Genomic DNA, 17482 nt, shown 5'->3' with positions numbered 1-17482 from the left:
GTTTATAGTCATTGATATTATTTGTGCATTTTTATCAATAGTACTTTTACCAATTATCAATACTTTTTCACCATAAAGTAGCGCTCAGGTGTCGTGGTGACTGTGCCTATGATCTCAAAACCTTGTTTCTCATAGAATACTGGGGCTTGAATCGATAAGGTATCCACTTGGGCTACTAGGCAACCGCGTTGTTTCGCCTCAGCTTCGGCAAGTGCCATCAGTTTATGCCCAAGCCCAGTGCCTCTGGTTTGCTCATCAACCCAGACAACATTGATTAAGAAGTTTTTATAGATAGTCCGGCCACCCACACCACCAATCAACTTGCCAGCTTCATCACGTGCAATGACAGTCAAAGGCACTGATTTCTCAGGTCCTAACAGCCCAGCATTAAATTGCCTAACGCCGTCTACCAGCGCATCCACAATCGCGATATTTTCTTCACTCATAACTTCAAAGTTCATGTCAAAAACTCTTTCTGGAATGTGATTACTTTATAAACGTAAATGTTATTTCTGTTGTATTCAACTTTTGATTGATCTCGCTAATGTTAATCATTATCATTCGCGAAATCATTTATAAGTTACATTTGTAAACTAAGTTTACTAAACAGGAGAGGTTTATGTTATTTCGTCAAACTTGCTTGGCAGTTGCCATTACCGCTGTATTTACGGGTAATTTTGTCCAAGCCGAAGAGGCTCCCGACAGAAAAATGGAAGTTATGGTTGTTACTGCCTCTGGATATGAACAGAAATTGGTTGATGCACCCGCCAGTATTTCTGTTATCACCCAAGAAGATTTGATGATAAAACCTTATACCACTCTCCTAGATGCAGTGCGTGACTTGGAAGGGGTTGATATTGGTGAAACCCGTGATAAAACAGGGCAAGGTACCATCAGTCTACGCGGTATGGGATCTGACTATACCTTAATCCTTGTCGATGGTAAGCGTCAGAATAACCATGGTGATATTTATCCAAACAGTTTTGGTGGCAATCAATTTGGTCATGTACCACCACTTGATGCTATTGATCGAATTGAAGTTATTCGTGGGCCAGCATCAACGTTATACGGTGCAGATGCTCTAGGTGGTGTGGTGAACATCATCACTAAAAAAGTGGGCGACGAATGGTCTGGCTCTATCACTCACAGCCGAACTCATCAAACCAATGATGCCTATGGCGAAGATATCACTACCGATTTCAGCGTGATGGGTCCCCTCATTAAAGGCGTTCTTGGGTTATCGATTCATGGCAGTATTTATGATCGAATGGGGTCTACACCAGAGTATGCACCAGTAGATTATCCCAATGGAGAAGTACGCACTCGTTCACTCGGTTTTGGTGGTGGCGGTAAAACCGTCGATAACGAAAATCATATGTTAGGTGGGAGTTTAAGTTGGACGCTAAATGAACATCACAAAATTTGGTTTGATTTAGATTCCTCATCTCAAGATTATGATAATACGCCACTGATCAATGATAACGGTGAACGCGAGTATCCGCTTGGTACTGTTGATAATATCGATAGTCTCTGGATTGCCAGTAACTTCTGTAAAGGCGGCGTAGGTTCCCGTGAGGCTGCTTGTCTAGCCAGCGGTGGTGAATGGGCAAGACGATCAAATCCGCGAGCGGGTTACAGCGAGACTCAAAAATTTACCCGTGATGCTTGGGCGTTAACCCATGAAGGTGCTTGGGATTTTGGTACAAGCTTTGTGTCACTATCCTATGTAGACACACAAAATAATGGCCGCACACTGCCATTTACCACTGCTGAAAGAGTATTACTACTGCAGATGATTGATGGTAAAGGGGATTACACCGGCATGACTGAAGCCGAACGTAAAGCGATTGCTGAATCCACTTTCCTGCCTAGACCTAAACGCGAAATGGCAAGTAATCAATATACGCTTGATATGAAACTCGATATTCCATTTGAAGCTGCAGGAAATCATGTCGCAGTGACGGGGGCGCAGGTGATTCGTGGTGAGTTGAAAGACGGTGTATTTGGTATGGAAGAAGGTACGCCGGGCGCAGTACAAGAACACAATATGTGGTCTGTTTTTGCTGAAGATACATGGAGCATGACTTCTGATTTATCTGTTACTGCGGGTTTACGTCATGATGATCATGAAATATTTGGCAACCAACTCAGCCCACGTCTATACGGTGTTTACACCATTAATAATGAGTGGACAGTAAAAGGTGGGGTGAGCACAGGTTTTAAAACACCTAAAACCACACAATTGTATGATGGTGTCGTTGGCTTTGGTGGCCAAGGAACCTCACCGCAATTTGGTAACCCAGATCTCGAAGCTGAAACCAGTGTGTCCAGCGAAGTCGCCTTGTATTGGTCTCATCCCGATGGCCATAATTTTAACGTCACTATCTTTAAAAATGACTTTGACGATAAGATTGCTTCACAACCCTGTGGTAAAGGTACGAGCATAGAATGTTCCGATGCGGGTGAATATGCTGATTTAGGTTATGCAGTCAGTAGCAAAACAGTCAACATAGATAAAGTTACTATTCAAGGTGCTGAGCTCGCGGGACGTTGGGAAATTCTAGATGCCTTAACGTTAAATGCTAATTATACCTACACAGATAGCGAGCAGAAAAGCGGTGCAGAGCAAGGCCGTCCACTCGGCAACAGTGCCAAGCATATGGCAAACGCGACATTAAAATGGGAGTTGACCGACTCATTTAACGTATTCTTGACCTCTGAATACCGTGCTAAACGTTATCGCTCTTGGGATATCATTAATGATGCTGCACTCTACTATAAGGGTTATAACGTGTTCCATCTTGGTGGTTCTTATCAGGCGAGTGAGTTTGTCACCTTCAACATGCGAGTAAATAACTTGTTTGATAAAGATTTTACTTCATACGATATTGTCTTCACCGAATGTAGTGACACTAGCACCACTTGTGTCTCTGACGACAATGGCCAAAACGGATACACAGCATCTTACGTTGATGATTTTAATAACAAAGATAAGGCCCGTAACTTCTGGGTTGGTATGAATGTACGTTTCTAAACGAATACTCTGTGCATTAGCCATTATTTGATATTCATGGGCGACAGATAAAACTGAGAGTTACCCGTTTGATAAAGGTATCCACTACCAATTAAACAATAAGGTAACTCTCATGACTCATGACTCAGTGCACCTGCACTGTGCTGGTGAGTCTGCACTATCGAGCCATCAATAAAGACCCATTCCGTGTCGGCCATTTTCACTAAAGCTTTGAATAAATAGGCCTGAATGTTTTTTTAGATCATAAATAAAACCGTCTAAAGACCGTATTCCAATGGTCCAACTCTTTGGGTAAATCTTGCTAAGGGGGGCCTGCTAGAAGGTGGTAAAGAATGCCTTCGAATGTTTGTCTATGTTCAGGTTTATCATAAACACGGCCTGTGCTTTTCATTAAATGAAATAGTGTTTCCCAGCGTGCATTGGTTAGCATCAGTATTGGCATGCTCTCTAAAAATCATCCTCGAAAGCTCAATAGATCCTAGATGAAGTCAGAAACATTAAAGGTGCTAGCGTATAAGCCTAAAGAATCAGCCATTGCCCGTTTGGGTAAGTACCAATATAACCAAAGGGTATTCTTCCACAGAGATACCAAGATAGGCGTTCACTCGTAAAGGCTGAAAGTTTAACGTCAGCTAGGAGCAGTGTTGCGAGCGTATTAGCGTCATCGGATGTCAGCGCGCATATTTCTGCAACGGGAATAATTTTCCAAGTGGCGAGGTAAGCTGACTTAGAAATTTCATCGACTTCGCTGTCAGAAATCCAAGCATGCACATCATTTACTACTGCCTTTGTTTTTAACGAATTAGCCAAGTCATGATCTGTTACACACAGGCTTTCATATTGGATTTCGTAAGGTGTTTCAAAAAAGGCTTCAGGATCGGATTCAAGAAAAGCGGCGATCTCCTCTAATGTGCCGTATGTCTTTGCTGTTTCCTCTGGCTGACCTACGTTGGCAGCCCATGCACAAGATTGAAGTTGCTGTAATAAGATGGCGTTATCGGTCATGGGATCAGTGCACTCTAATGGTCTGTGTATATGCTGCTTTTTATCTTGCCATATTTGTCTTAGCACTATTAATCTAACTAAATGTCAGGCATAAAAAAACCGCTGGGTAGCGGTTTTTTATGGGTCTTAAGTGTAAAAATTGAAATGAATTAAGACTATAGACCCGCGTCAGCGCGCAATATTTCGGCTTTATCAGTCGCTTCCCATGGGAATTCGCTGCGACCAAAGTGGCCATAAGCGGCGGTCGCTTGATAAATTGGACGTGCTAAATCTAGCATGGCCGTTAAACCGTATGGGCGCAGTTCAAAGTGTTGACGGACTAACTTGATCAGCACTTCTTCAGACACTTTACCGGTACCGAAGGTCTCGATGCTGATAGAGGTAGGTTCTGCTACACCAATAGCGTAAGACACTTGGATTTCACAGCGATCAGCAAGACCTGCTGCAACTATGTTTTTTGCCACATAACGGGCAGCGTATGCTGCGCTACGGTCCACTTTTGATGGATCTTTACCAGAGAATGCGCCACCACCATGACGGGCCATGCCGCCGTAGGTATCAACGATGATCTTACGACCGGTTAAGCCGCAATCGCCTACTGGGCCACCGATAACAAAACGGCCAGTTGGGTTGATAAAGAACTTAGTGTCTTTGTTTAGCCATTGAGCTGGTAATACTGGCTTGATGATGGTTTCCATCACGCCTTCAATTAAGTCGGCTTGTGAAACGTCATCTCTGTGCTGAGTCGACAATACGACAGCATCAATACCGACAATTTTGCCATCATCATAGGCAAACGTGACTTGGCTTTTCGCATCTGGGCGTAACCAAGGTAGCGTGCCATTTTTACGCACTTCAGACTGACGTTTCACTAATGCGTGGGCATAGGTGATAGGTGCAGGCATCAGAATGTCGGTTTCGTTGTTGGCATAGCCAAACATTAACCCTTGATCGCCAGCACCTTGCTCTGCAGGGTCTGCGCGGTCTACACCTTGATTAATGTCGGGTGATTGCTTACCAATGGCGTTTAATACTGCGCATGAGTCTGCATCAAACCCCATATCTGAATGGGTATAACCAATTTCACGCACCGTTTTACGGGTGATTTCTTCAATATCAACCCAGGCAGAGGTAGTTACTTCACCACCTACTAATACCATGCCAGTTTTGACATAAGTTTCACACGCTACGCGTGCTTTTGGATCTTGAGCCAGAATTGCATCTAGCACAGCATCAGAAATCTGATCTGCAATCTTATCGGGATGACCTTCTGAGACCGACTCAGAAGTAAACAAGTGCTTTGCCATAGTAGGAAAATCTCGTCGTTAGCATTCAAACGTGTAGAAGCATCTACATCTAGACGGCTATTTTAGTTTAAATCCGATTGCCGATCACCCCCGATAATAAAAAATCCTCTCAGATTGTGACCTGAAAACGACTACGCTCAGTCATAAATAGGTTATTTTTCTTATATTTCATAGTATTAAGTTTGCTATGTTTTTGAGAAATTTATTTCTCCATTACAAGTGATCCTTGCTATGCCCTCTCAAGTAAACGCGAGCAAAGTGACTGGCTTGTTTCTGCGACTTGTATACCCAAGCGACCTGAATCCTGCATCTTCAAGTTGTTTGGGTATATATTCGGCCATCTTTTGCTGAGTGAATGGTAATTTTAGTTTGCGTCACACTGGCATGTAGGGGAAAATATGCATCCAAATTGCCCGCTAGACCCCACAAACAAGCAGGAGAGAGCATGTCTTCCCGTAAAGTACTCGCAAACGCAATCCGTGCGTTAAGTATGGATGCAGTTCAAAAAGCAAATTCAGGCCATCCCGGCGCCCCAATGGGTATGGCAGATATTGCTGAAGTGCTGTGGAATGATTTCCTTAAGCACAACCCGAACAATCCGAAATGGGTAGATAGAGATCGTTTTATCCTCTCCAACGGTCACGGTTCAATGCTGATTTACTCTTTACTTCACCTGACTGGTTATGAATTACCAATTGAAGAGCTAAAACAGTTCCGTCAATTGCATTCTAAAACACCGGGTCACCCAGAATACGGTTACACCCCAGGTGTTGAAACCACAACGGGTCCACTCGGTGCGGGCATCAGCAACGCTGTCGGTATGGCGATTGCTGAGAAAACCTTAGCGGCACAGTTTAACCGTGATGGTCACGATATCGTTGATCACTACACTTACTGCTTCCTCGGCGATGGCTGTTTGATGGAAGGTATTTCCCACGAAGCCTGTTCATTAGCCGGTACTTTAGGCTTAGGTAAACTGGTCGCATTTTGGGATGATAACGGTATTTCTATCGATGGCCATGTTGAAGGCTGGTTCACCGATGATACGCCAAAACGTTTTGAAGCTTACGGCTGGCATGTTATTGCCGGTGTCGACGGTCACGATAGCGCGGCAATCCGTGCTGCTATCGAAGCGGCTAAAGCCGTTACCGATAAACCAACAATGATTTGCTGCAAAACCATTATCGGTTTTGGTTCACCCAACAAATCTGGCAGCCACGATTGTCACGGCGCGCCACTAGGCGATGCAGAAATTGCAGCCGCCCGTGAATTCCTTGGCTGGCCACATGCACCATTTGAAATCCCTGCTGATGTTTATGCCGGTTGGGATGCCAAAGAAGCCGGTGCGGCACGTGAAGCTGCGTGGAACGAGAAGTTTGCAGCTTATCGCGCTGCTCACCCAGAACTGGCTGCTGAATATGAGCGTCGCGTTCTGAAAGGTGAATTACCGGCTGATTTCGAAGAAAAAGCGCAGGCATTCGTGCAAGCATCACAGGACAAAGCCGAAGGTATTGCGAGCCGTAAAGCCTCACAAAATGCTATCGGTGCATTTGGCGCTATGTTGCCTGAACTGTTAGGTGGCTCCGCTGACTTAGCAGGTTCTAACTTGACACTGTGGTCAGGTTCTAAAGGTATTCAAGACGACCCAGCTGGTAACTACATTTACTACGGCGTGCGTGAATTCGGCATGAGTGGCATTATGAACGGTGCTTCGCTGCATGGTGGTTTCATCAACTACGGCGCAACGTTCATGATGTTCATGGAATATGCTCGTAACGCAGTGCGTATGTCGGCGCTGATGGGTATTCAAAACATCTTCGTTTATACCCATGACTCTATCGGTCAAGGTGAAGATGGCCCAACGCATCAACCAGTTGAGCAATTAGCTAACCTGCGTATGACGCCAAATATGGCCGTATGGCGTCCATGTGATGCGGCAGAAACGGCAGTTTCTTGGAAAGCTGCGATTGAGCGCCGTAATGCACCTACGTCACTGATCTTCAGCCGTCAAAACCTGAAAGCGCAAGCGCGTACCGCTGAGCAATTAGCCAACGTGGCTAAAGGTGCTTATGTACTGCAAGACTGTGCGGGTACACCAGAACTGATCCTGATCGCAACTGGTAGCGAAGTACAATTGGCAATGGATGCAGCCGCTGCACTGACTGAGCAAGGCAAACACGTTCGCGTAGTCTCTATGCCATCGACGACTGAGTTCGATAAGCAAGATGCTGCTTATAAAGAATCTGTATTACCACGTGCTGTGACTAAACGTGTGGCTATTGAAGCGGCGCATACCGATTTCTGGTACAAGTACGTCGGTTTTGAAGGCACAGTTGTGGGCATGACCACATTTGGTGAGTCTGCGCCGGGTAACGTGCTATTGAATCACTTCGGTTTCACCGTTGAAAATGTGCTGAATGCTGCAAAATCATTGGGCTAATCGCTCAAGGGATTAGATTCAATACAAAAGGTTAAACTTTTTAAGTGTTAATCTGTATAATGCGGCCTGCAATCGTTTGCAGGCCGTTTTTGTATTAAGAGGAAATTGAGACCTCAATGATCCGAGTCGCTATCAATGGTTATGGCCGTATCGGCCGCTCTATTCTCCGAGCTTTATATGAGTCTGGAAAACGGCAGCAAATGCAGATTGTCGCGATTAATGAATTAGCTAAACCTGAAGCCATTATTCATCTGACCCAGTACGACACCACCCACGGTCGGTTTGCGCATAAAGTGAAGCTTGTTGATGATCATATGCTGATTGGCGACGATGCGATAAAAATCCTCCACGAGCCCGATCCGGCAAAACTCCCTTGGCACGAGATGGACATAGATATTGTCTATGAAGCCACAGGCGTATTAGTCGATCGTCAAAGCTGCGAAGCCCATATTCATGCTGGCGCTAAACAAGTGCTGATAAGTCATCCATCCTCAGCCGATGTCGATGGCACGATTGTCTATGGGGTGAACCACGATTTACTCCGCGCCGAACACACAGTCGTTTCCAACGCTTCTTGCACCACTAACTGTATCGTGCCTGTGATCGATGTGCTCGATCGCCACTTTGGCGTTAAAAGCGGTGCCATTACCACTATCCATTCGGCGATGAACGATCAGCAAGTGATTGATGCTTATCATGATGATTTGCGTCGTACCCGCGCCGCTGGCCAATCGATTATCCCTGTCGACACTAAGCTTGCCCGCGGTATTGAGCGGATCTTGCCGCACATGAAAAATAAGTTTGAAGCGATTTCGGTGCGCGTGCCCACCATCAACGTGACCGCCATTGATTTGTCCGTGACCTTAGAAAAAACCGTCGATATTGCCACAGTCAATCAGGTGCTGGAATCAGCCGCCAATGGGCGATTTAACGGCATCTTAGGCTATACTGATGAGCCCTTAGTCTCATGTGATTTCAACCATGATCCGCGCTCCAGTATTGTCGATGGTACCCAGACCCGTGTGAGCGCCGGTCAGTTGGTGAAGTTACTCCTGTGGTGCGATAACGAGTGGGGTTTTGCCAATCGTATGTTAGATACGAGTTTGGCGATGATTGCGGCCAAGCGAGGCTGATAAAAGTAGATTATTCACTTGTGGGTCACTGAATTTATGTCAATTCGACGGGATGTCGAGCGCCGAGCGGCAGTCAATTCATACCGGCTATGTGTGAAACAGTTTGTTTTTTGATTATAAAAGGAAGCGTTACCATGGCAATTATCAATATGTCAGATCTGGATCTACAAGGTAAGCGCGTGCTTATCCGCGAAGATCTCAATGTCCCTGTCAGCAACGGCGTCGTCACCAGTGACGCACGTCTGCGCGCCTCTCTACCGACTATCGAGTTGGCCCTTGAAAAAGGTGCGGCTGTGATGGTGATGTCGCATTTAGGTCGTCCGACCGAAGGCGAATACAATCCCGAATATTCTATGCAACCTGTGGTCGATTATTTGGCAAAAGCCCTGTCTTGTCCTGTGCGTTTAGCGACCGACTATTTAGATGGCGTTGACGTTGCCGTGGGTGAAGTGGTTGTGTTCGAAAACGTGCGTTTCAACGTGGGTGAAGGTAAGAACAACGAAGCCTTATCGAAAAAAATGGCGGCGCTGTGTGATGTCTATGTGATGGACGCCTTCGGTACTGCACATCGTGCCCAAGCATCGACTCATGGCGTGGGCATGTTTGCCCCAATCGCCTGTGCCGGTCCATTACTGGCACAAGAATTAGATGCCTTAGGCAAGGCATTAGATAATCCTGCGCGTCCTATGGTGGCGATTGTCGGTGGCTCTAAAGTGTCGACTAAGCTGACCGTGCTAGAAAGTCTTTCGGGTATCGTTGATCAGTTAGTGGTTGGCGGCGGTATTGCCAATACTTTCATTGCGGCGGCGGGCTACAATGTCGGTAAATCGTTGTATGAAGCGGATTTGATCGACGAAGCTAAGCGTTTAGTGGCTAATGCTAAGAGCCGTGGCGCCGATATTCCTGTGCCGACCGATGTAGTAGTGGCAGGCGAGTTTAGCCCAACTGCGACTGCGACGTTAAAATCGGTTAGCGAAGTCGCTGATGGCGAAATGATTTTCGATATTGGTCCAGATAGCGCTGAAGCACTGGCTAAAATCATCGAATCTGCTGGCACTATCGTGTGGAACGGCCCTGTGGGCGTGTTTGAATTCGACCAATTCGGTGAAGGTACTAAGCGTATTGCCCAAGCGATTGCTGATTCAAAAGCGTTCTCTATCGCAGGCGGTGGTGACACTTTGGCTGCGGTTGATAAGTACGGTATTGCCGATAAAGTGTCTTATATTTCGACTGGTGGCGGTGCTTTCCTCGAGTTCCTCGAAGGTAAAGAATTACCGGCTGTGGCTATGTTAGAAAAGCGCGGCGCTTAATCATTAAGTTTTAAAATACGCGGCGCATAAGACGCCGCGATAAGCTCTGATAACATCAAAGCTTTGATAAAAAGTAAAAAATTATAAAAAACCGCCCGTATTCATCTAAGGTACTTAATTTAAGTTGTTTATTTAAGGTACAGAGTTGAATGCGGGTATAAAAATCCATCCAAACGATAGCGACCTCGGTGATAGATATCACCCTATTATTGGAGTTAAAAAATGGCGTTAATTTCCCTACGACAACTACTTGATCACGCAGCAGAACATGGATACGGTGTGCCTGCGTTTAACGTTAACAACTTAGAGCAGATGCGTGCCATCATGCAGGCCGCTGAAGCAACAGACAGCCCTGTGATAGTGCAAGCTTCTGCTGGCGCGCGTAAATACGCTCGCCCACAGTTCTTAAAATATTTGATGGCAGCGGCTCTTGAGCAGTACCCAGATATCCCTGTGTGTATTCACCAAGACCACGGTACCGATCCTGATATTTGTCAGCGTTCTATCCAATTAGGCATGTCATCAGTCATGATGGACGGCTCTTTGATGGCTGACGGCAAAACGCCTGCATCGTACGAGTACAACGTTGATGTTACCCGTCGTACAGTGGCATTTGCCCATGCGTGTGGTGTGTCAGTTGAAGGTGAAATCGGCTGTTTAGGCAGCTTAGAAACTGGCCAAGCTGGCGAAGAAGATGGTGTTGGTGCATCAGGTATTTTAAGTCACGATCAAATGTTGACTAGCCCTGAAGAAGCGGCGCGTTTCGTTGCCGATACCCATGTTGATGCACTCGCGATTGCTATCGGTACTAGCCATGGTGCATATAAGTTCAGTCGTAAACCGACGGGCGATGTACTGCGTATCGACCGCATCAAAGAAATTCATGCGCGTATTCCTAACACTCACTTAGTGATGCACGGGTCATCTTCTGTGCCACAAGAGTGGCTAAAGATCATCAATCAATATGGTGGTCAGATCCCAGAAACCTACGGCGTACCATTAGAAGAAATCGTAGAAGGTATCAAACACGGTGTACGTAAAGTCAACATTGATACCGACTTACGTTTAGCATCAACGGGTGCCGTTCGTAAATTCCTAGCTGAACACCCAAGTGAATTTGATCCACGTAAATTCCTGAAAGCATCAATGGAAGCCATGGCCGATATCTGTACGGTTCGCTATGAAGCTTTCGGCTGTGCAGGTCAAGCATCTAAGATTAAGCCATTGTCTTTACAAGCAATGTATAAAGCGTATCAGTCTGGCGCGTTAGATCCTAAGATCAATATGTAAGCGTTGTCGCTGAGATAAAAACCCGCTAAAGCGGGTTTTTTTATACTTAAAATAGCTGCAATTTTCATTTTTTAATCGTAAATGTTAATATCGCGCAGATTTTCAGGGGAAAATACTAACCCTTATTAATATGTGCTTATTCAGCATCGCTGGGACGAACAGATATTTATAGGGATTGGATTTAACGGAACAGGAACGGATAAACATGAAGAAAGTACTGACCGCAGCACTATTAATGACTGCACCTTTTATGGCGACAGCTGGGGCCGATTTTGTAAAAGGCGATGAGACATTCGCAGGTGAAGCTGAGCTTGGTGCGACCTTAACCACAGGTAACACTGAAACCTCATCATTCAAAGGGCGCTTAAATCTTAAGCATGAGCTTGGCGATTGGGAGAATCAGTACTTACTCGAAGGTTTATATAAAGAGGATACAGGTTCTGTTACCGCGAAACGCTATTTAGCGGGCGCACAAGGTAACTACAAGATGACAGATCGTAGCTACTTGTTTGCTAACGGTAATTATGAAGTTGATCCGTTCACCGGTTATGATTACACGCTATCTGGCGCAGCGGGTTATGGTTATAGATTCTATGATACTAGTAAGACCTTTTTAGATGTCGAAGTCGGTCCAGGTTATATCTATCAGCGTCTTGATACAGAGCAAGCACTTATCGAAGGCCATGGCACCAATGACAGCGTCGTTGCTCACGGTGTGATCAACTTTGAAACCGAAATCACTGACACCTCTAAATTCCAACAACGTTTCGTTGCCGATTACGGTGATAAGCTCGATGCCCGTTCTGAAACTTCGTTAACGGCGAATATTATCGGCGCATTAGCAATGAAGTTTGCCATTATTGTGCGTTACAACAGCGAGCCGTTGGATAATAAGAAAAGTACAGATACAGAAACCAATATGACCTTGTTATATTCCTTCTAATGCTGTGACACTGATTAGAAACTAAAAAGCACCTTTGAGGTGCTTTTTTATTGGCTCTTTTTAGACTAAGTTAAATGTTTCTTTATTAGTTATCGCTGTAGTTATACAAAAATTAATGTTTTAAACGCCTTTGGTTATAGGGTAATGCATAGAAAGTTGCGTTTTATCAACATTTACTATGCCGAAGCTATGGTAATTTTCGACTAATTTCCTACGTAGAGATGAACTTTAATGAAATTACAGCGGTTGTTTAAAGGCAGTGGAATGGCGTTATGGAGTCTATTCTGCGTTGCAATATTGAGCGGATTCTCACCTGCAGCATGGGCTATGACAGAAGGGATAGAACGGCTTAATTTAACCGCATCGAGTGTGGGTTATGTTGCCGTCTTTGTGTTTGTACTTGCATACATAATGGTGATGGCTGAGGAGTCGTTACATTTACGCAAGTCGAAACCTGTGCTGGTCGCAGCAGGGATTATCTGGGGCATGATAGGTTTTGTGTATGTACAAAATGGTATGTCTGAAGTGTCGGAAGCGGCATTCAAACATAACTTGCTTGAATATGCTGAGCTTCTACTCTTCTTACTCGTGGCGATGACTTATATCAATGCTATGGAAGAGCGAAATTTGTTTGATGCCATTCGTGGTTGGCTTGTCGGCCGTGGGTTTAGTCTAAGAACCGTATTTTGGTTGACGGGGTTTATGGCGTTCTTTATCTCACCCGTGGCAGATAATTTAACGACTGCGCTATTGATGTGTGCCGTGGTGATGAAAGTGGGGGCAGGGCAACGCAAGTTTATCACCCTAGCCTGTATCAACATTGTTGTTGCGGCTAATGCGGGTGGCGCGTTTAGCCCGTTTGGTGATATCACGACCTTAATGGTGTGGCAAAAAGGATTAGTGCACTTTAGCGATTTCTTCCATCTGTTTATTCCTGCTTTAGTGAACTTTGCATTACCCGCTGCCATTATGAGTGTGTTTATCCCACATTTCGTGCCAGAGCCAGAAAAAGAGCATGTTTATACTAAGCCGGGTGCTAAGCGAATTGTTGCGTTGTTTTTACTTACAATCGCTACGGCAGTGTGTGCTCATTCCTTCTTAGGTATGCCGCCTGTATTGGGTATGATGACGGGATTAGGTTTCTTACAATTCTTTGGTTTTTATCTGCGTAAAACCTTCAATCGTTCTGTTGCCCGCGAACGTGCAAAGGCTGAATTGCGTCAGGACGAGCAGCGTCTTCAGCAGCTTGGTAGTGTGGTGCCCTTCGATGTGTTTAGCAGAATCTCCCGCGCTGAATGGGATACCCTGTTGTTCTTTTATGGTGTAGTGCTATGTGTGGGTGGCCTTGGCTTTATGGGGTACTTGAGCTTAGTATCTGAGGCTTTGTATTCCAATTGGGATACGACTTATGCCAACGTGGCTATCGGTCTGTTGTCTTCTGTTGTTGATAATATTCCGGTGATGTTTGCTGTGTTGACGATGAACCCTGAGATGGCCTTAGGCCAATGGTTACTGGTAACGTTAACCGCAGGAGTTGGGGGCAGTTTATTGTCAATTGGCAGTGCTGCAGGGGTCGCGTTAATGGGACAAGCTAGGGGGATTTACACCTTTGGTGCCCATTTGCGTTGGACACCTGTCATTGCGCTGGGTTATATCGCGAGCATTTTAGTACATATGTGGCTCAATGCTGCGATGTTCTAAATAAAAGTACTGCTCATTCATCTTTTGTGCTGTATTGACGTTTGTGAGTCGTTTTGTAGCGGATAATATCGCGAATTATTTAGCGAACAACATCGAGCTAACAAAATTCAATCGCATAACGTCTAAATATCAATGAATAAAATAGAGGCATCCGATGGATGCCTCTATTTGTTTGGATATGTCATTGGAAGGATTATTGCGGTAGCACTTGGATTAAATCCAGCTCGTTATTGGCTTTTGCGCCGTAGATCTGAATCGCGACTTTAATTTGTGCCACTGAACCACTTGGATCCTGCTGAGCCCAATCTAAGCCTGCTATCTCAAATTGGTATTGACCGCTTGTGACTTCGGTTAATTTACCGCTGCATTCTCCAAGACTTTGGCAACGATAATTTTGGGTAACATGCCAGTGTTTCCATGCCTTCGGATTCGAGGATTCCTTGGCTTTGTCGGGGAACCCAAAATAGTAAATATCATAGGTTTTAGCCGCAGTGATCGCCTCTTGTTGCGCATCCGTCAGTGAAAATTGAATTGTCCCTGTACTCGAGTCAAATTGCTCAAGCTTGAGATTTATTTGCGTTGCTTCATCAATGTTTACTGCATTTTCGACGGGAGGTGGCTGCGGCGTTTCAGGCTCAGTGTTATTGCTGTCACTGCCACATCCTACGAGCATTAATGTTGCGAGGGTCAATGTGAGTAATGGGTATTTCATCACAGTCTCCTTAATTGAAATGCCCTGTATGGCAAGTGGTGCATTCCATGTCTGTTTTTACACTTGCCGCTGAGCCTAGTGTGCTAGTACTACCGTGACAAGTTTGGCAATCTTGTGCATCTGGTGTTGGTTTACTACCAACAAGGGCGCCGATATTCTCCCCTTGATAGGCACGATTTAATACATCGACTAAGTAATAAGCCATAGACGCGGATAAGCGGTAACAGCGTTCACCTTTTTTCGCGAATGGTAAGCCAGAAGCCTTTGACCAGTTACTGATAGATGAGTGGCATAACACGCTCTTGGCTTTTGATGAACTGCCCACAAGAGCCGTTTTTTCTGCTGTCGAGCCAATACCAGTAACAAATTCAGGTGAAGATAAAGGGAGCGTTGTATTTTCGTAGTAGCGGAAGGTATTGGCTATTACGGCGTTATTGTGACCATTAATGTCATCTAAAATATTCACTAACATCCCTATTGCATTAAGATTACCGCAGAGCGTGCCTTGACCCGTTACCCCTGCAAAACCATAGGCGGCTAATGCCGTTGGAATTGTTTTGAACTTGTCTGCATCGGCACTATTAGATTGGGCTAGCATAGTCACAACGGCATGAAAAACTTGGTGCATACAACCACCACCCGTTTCATAGGCCAGTTTTGCTGTTGCCATTGCATCAAGTGGAACGTATTTAAGTTTCTCACCTATCGCTAATTGATATTGACCATCGGCATTCGTTGCCGCGAGAACCGATGTCCCCATGAGTGTTGCACCTGCAGCAGCGGTGCTAATACCAATAATACGGGTTAATGCTTGACGTCTATTTATGCTCATTATGTATTTCCTCTATGTAGGATTACTTCTATTTATCAAATGCTAAAGATAAATTGATGGCGTAAATTCTAAGCATGCTTGAGATAAATATTGTGATTTATGCCGGAGGATATTTGCCTTTTACATGAGCGGTAAATAGCGTCACCACAATAGAATTAATCGACTTAAATTCTGCATTTTAATTAGCTAAATAGATTGCAAGGTGCTCATTGTCCCGATATTTGTTATATTTATGTAAATTTATGCCGAATTTCCCATGTGCTAAATGGCATTTATTCCTGTGAGTTAACGCATGTTTTTACCTAATAGCGCTGAACTTGGAGGTCGTCTCACGAAAATTAACTATTTGCTGACTTGGGTTAGCAAGATCACATTAATCATTAGTTAGTTTGCATAGACTTAACTTTGTGTTTTTATGGAGTTGAGTGGATGTTGATGCAATTGGGAGACTGCAGGTTTGATCGGGAACGAGGCATACTGATTGAGTTGTCTCGCGATGAATCTTGGCATCTTCCTCGAGCCGAGTTACAAGTACTTAATTTGCTTGTTGAGCATCAAGGTAAGTTGGTTTCTAAGCACATGCTGAAGACGGGGGATGGAAAGCATCCGCCGCTAACTGATACCTCTGTGGCCCGTGCTGTTTTTATGCTTCGCAGCTTTCTTGGACCTCAATATGAGGGCTTGATTGAAACCGTGAAAGGCCAAGGTTATTTACTCCAACCATCTAATGGGACTGAGTTTAGAGGTGTTAATTACCTCAGATTGCACACAGTGCCTTTGTGGAGTGCCTTAGTGTTATTCGGGTTTATGTTAGCGTTTTCGGTGTTTTATTTGAATCATACGGATCACAGCAAGCCAACCCAAGCACTTATGACCTCAATATTACCTTTGGCTTCAGGCCAGCAAGTACGATTACACTTATTTGCTGATTCCAATACTAATAACACTTTACTCTTCGAATTAGGTGAGCGCTTAAGTGCAGGATTAATCGCCTGCGGTCAAAGTGATTGGGCTGATGTTTATGCTTCTTTGTCCCATGATAAACAAGTGCTTAATATTACTTTTCGAGGCGAAAAACTCGGTCAGTCAGTGATCCGTAATATTAAAATCAGTGATTTCACTCGACCGAAAACCTTCATCGATGCTGCTTGGCTGCAGGAGGTTAACATCTGTGGCTAAATGGCTAAAGTGGACGATTAATATTGTTATCTTGTCGGCATTGATTATGGCCTGCGGTGTGATATACAAACAGTCGGCTACCAATCAGACGATGATTTTAAATTGCAGCTCTGAATTATTCGACCGCCATTCTAGTGCCAATCCTAGCGGCAGCTCGAGTGTTAGCAGTGACGGTAAATTTTACCTACTCGTGGATGTTTTGATTGCCGCTGACAATACGCAGATCAATTATCGTTACTTTAATATTGACGGTACGAGTGCGGGCAATATTTTAATGCAAGGCAAAGTCGACAGTATTGAGGCCAATAGCATGACCTATAAAGTTACCGTTAAAACGAAAACGGAATCTGAAATTGAAAAGCAAAAAAATTGGCCAGAACATATGAAATATCTATCCTATATCAGCAGCTTACATTTTAATGATTCAGAAATGCACAATCTCAGTATCGAGGTGTTAGATATGGATGACACCAAAGATTATGCCGTGGTCCTTTTTCAGCCTAGCAATACCATTTGTGGATGCAGAATCGTAAATAGTCGAATTTAATCAGTGAATTTGAGTTTATTTCAGTTAAGATTAGTGCTCATTGATTTGT

General features: G+C 44.6%; 14 protein-coding genes and 1 pseudogene. 9 read left to right on the top strand and 6 right to left on the bottom strand.

The features are described 5' to 3' along the window. Nucleotides 1–56: 56 nt before the first annotated feature. Nucleotides 57–461: a GNAT family N-acetyltransferase gene (locus L5M51_RS09765; RefSeq protein WP_263145245.1), complete on the bottom strand. Its 405-nt coding sequence runs from the start codon at nucleotides 459–461 to the stop codon at nucleotides 57–59. Nucleotides 462–619: 158 nt separating this feature from the next. On the opposite strand from L5M51_RS09765, the gene L5M51_RS09760 reads away from it, so the two are divergent. Beyond that, the gene (locus L5M51_RS09760) at nucleotides 620–3034 is read left to right on the top strand and encodes a TonB-dependent receptor domain-containing protein (RefSeq protein ID WP_131525102.1); all 2415 of its coding nucleotides are present in this window, start codon (nucleotides 620–622) and stop codon (nucleotides 3032–3034) included. Between the two features lie 113 nt (nucleotides 3035–3147). Here L5M51_RS09760 and L5M51_RS09755 read toward each other — a convergent pair. The 3 genes and pseudogenes from L5M51_RS09755 to metK all read right to left on the bottom strand — a co-directional run. Beyond that, nucleotides 3148–3476 (bottom strand): annotated as a pseudogene (locus L5M51_RS09755) (transposase); the annotation flags it as partial. 77 nt (nucleotides 3477–3553) lie between these two features. Continuing rightward, complete coding sequence (locus L5M51_RS09750; protein WP_212599760.1) at nucleotides 3554–4039, bottom strand: hypothetical protein; 486 nt, start codon at nucleotides 4037–4039, stop codon at nucleotides 3554–3556. 155 nt (nucleotides 4040–4194) lie between these two features. Further along, nucleotides 4195–5346, bottom strand: coding sequence for a methionine adenosyltransferase (gene metK / locus L5M51_RS09745; RefSeq protein ID WP_028761631.1), 1152 nt, complete (start codon nucleotides 5344–5346; stop codon nucleotides 4195–4197). 445 nt (nucleotides 5347–5791) lie between these two features. Between metK and tkt the strand changes: the two genes are divergently transcribed. The 6 genes from tkt (at nucleotide 5792) to nhaD (ending at nucleotide 14163) form a co-directional block, all read left to right on the top strand. Beyond that, nucleotides 5792–7786: a transketolase gene (gene tkt, locus L5M51_RS09740; RefSeq protein ID WP_028761630.1), complete on the top strand. Its 1995-nt coding sequence runs from the start codon at nucleotides 5792–5794 to the stop codon at nucleotides 7784–7786. A 116-nt stretch (nucleotides 7787–7902) separates the two neighbouring features. Beyond that, the gene (gene epd / locus L5M51_RS09735; protein ID WP_105250098.1) at nucleotides 7903–8919 is read left to right on the top strand and encodes an erythrose-4-phosphate dehydrogenase; all 1017 of its coding nucleotides are present in this window, start codon (nucleotides 7903–7905) and stop codon (nucleotides 8917–8919) included. Nucleotides 8920–9053: 134 nt separating this feature from the next. Beyond that, complete coding sequence (locus tag L5M51_RS09730; protein ID WP_263172504.1) at nucleotides 9054–10229, top strand: phosphoglycerate kinase; 1176 nt, start codon at nucleotides 9054–9056, stop codon at nucleotides 10227–10229. Between the two features lie 222 nt (nucleotides 10230–10451). Further along, a complete protein-coding gene (fba, locus tag L5M51_RS09725; RefSeq protein ID WP_028761627.1) occupies nucleotides 10452–11519 on the top strand; it encodes a class II fructose-bisphosphate aldolase in 1068 nt (355 codons plus the stop codon). Between the two features lie 205 nt (nucleotides 11520–11724). Next, on the top strand, nucleotides 11725–12462 hold the full coding sequence (locus L5M51_RS09720; protein ID WP_263172503.1) for a YdiY family protein: 738 nt from the start codon (nucleotides 11725–11727) through the stop codon (nucleotides 12460–12462). Nucleotides 12463–12693: 231 nt separating this feature from the next. Then, entirely contained in the window at nucleotides 12694–14163 is a 1470-nt protein-coding gene (nhaD, locus tag L5M51_RS09715; protein WP_173246601.1) for a sodium:proton antiporter NhaD, read from the top strand. Nucleotides 14164–14356: 193 nt separating this feature from the next. Here the strand turns inward: nhaD and L5M51_RS09710 are convergent, their stop codons facing one another. Together L5M51_RS09710 and L5M51_RS09705 are read right to left on the bottom strand one after the other, a co-directional pair. Next, entirely contained in the window at nucleotides 14357–14875 is a 519-nt protein-coding gene (locus L5M51_RS09710) for a hypothetical protein (RefSeq protein WP_105250094.1), read from the bottom strand. Nucleotides 14876–14885: 10 nt separating this feature from the next. Beyond that, a complete protein-coding gene (locus L5M51_RS09705; RefSeq protein ID WP_168824862.1) occupies nucleotides 14886–15707 on the bottom strand; it encodes a cytochrome C in 822 nt (273 codons plus the stop codon). A gap of 429 nt (nucleotides 15708–16136) precedes the next feature. Between L5M51_RS09705 and L5M51_RS09700 the strand changes: the two genes are divergently transcribed. Both L5M51_RS09700 and L5M51_RS09695 read left to right on the top strand, forming a co-directional pair. Then, complete coding sequence (locus tag L5M51_RS09700; protein WP_105250092.1) at nucleotides 16137–16886, top strand: transcriptional regulator; 750 nt, start codon at nucleotides 16137–16139, stop codon at nucleotides 16884–16886. Further along, complete coding sequence (locus L5M51_RS09695; protein WP_113939813.1) at nucleotides 16879–17433, top strand: hypothetical protein; 555 nt, start codon at nucleotides 16879–16881, stop codon at nucleotides 17431–17433. Before L5M51_RS09700 ends, L5M51_RS09695 begins: the two co-directional genes overlap by 8 nt. The last annotated feature ends 49 nt before the right edge of the window (nucleotides 17434–17482 follow it).

Source organism: Shewanella sp. SM73 (genome assembly GCF_025653795.1).
GTDB classification, from domain to species: Bacteria; Pseudomonadota; Gammaproteobacteria; order Enterobacterales; family Shewanellaceae; genus Shewanella; species Shewanella oncorhynchi.
The sequence above is the reverse complement of the archived record's forward strand: the minus strand, read 5'-3'. Positions and strand labels throughout refer to the sequence as shown.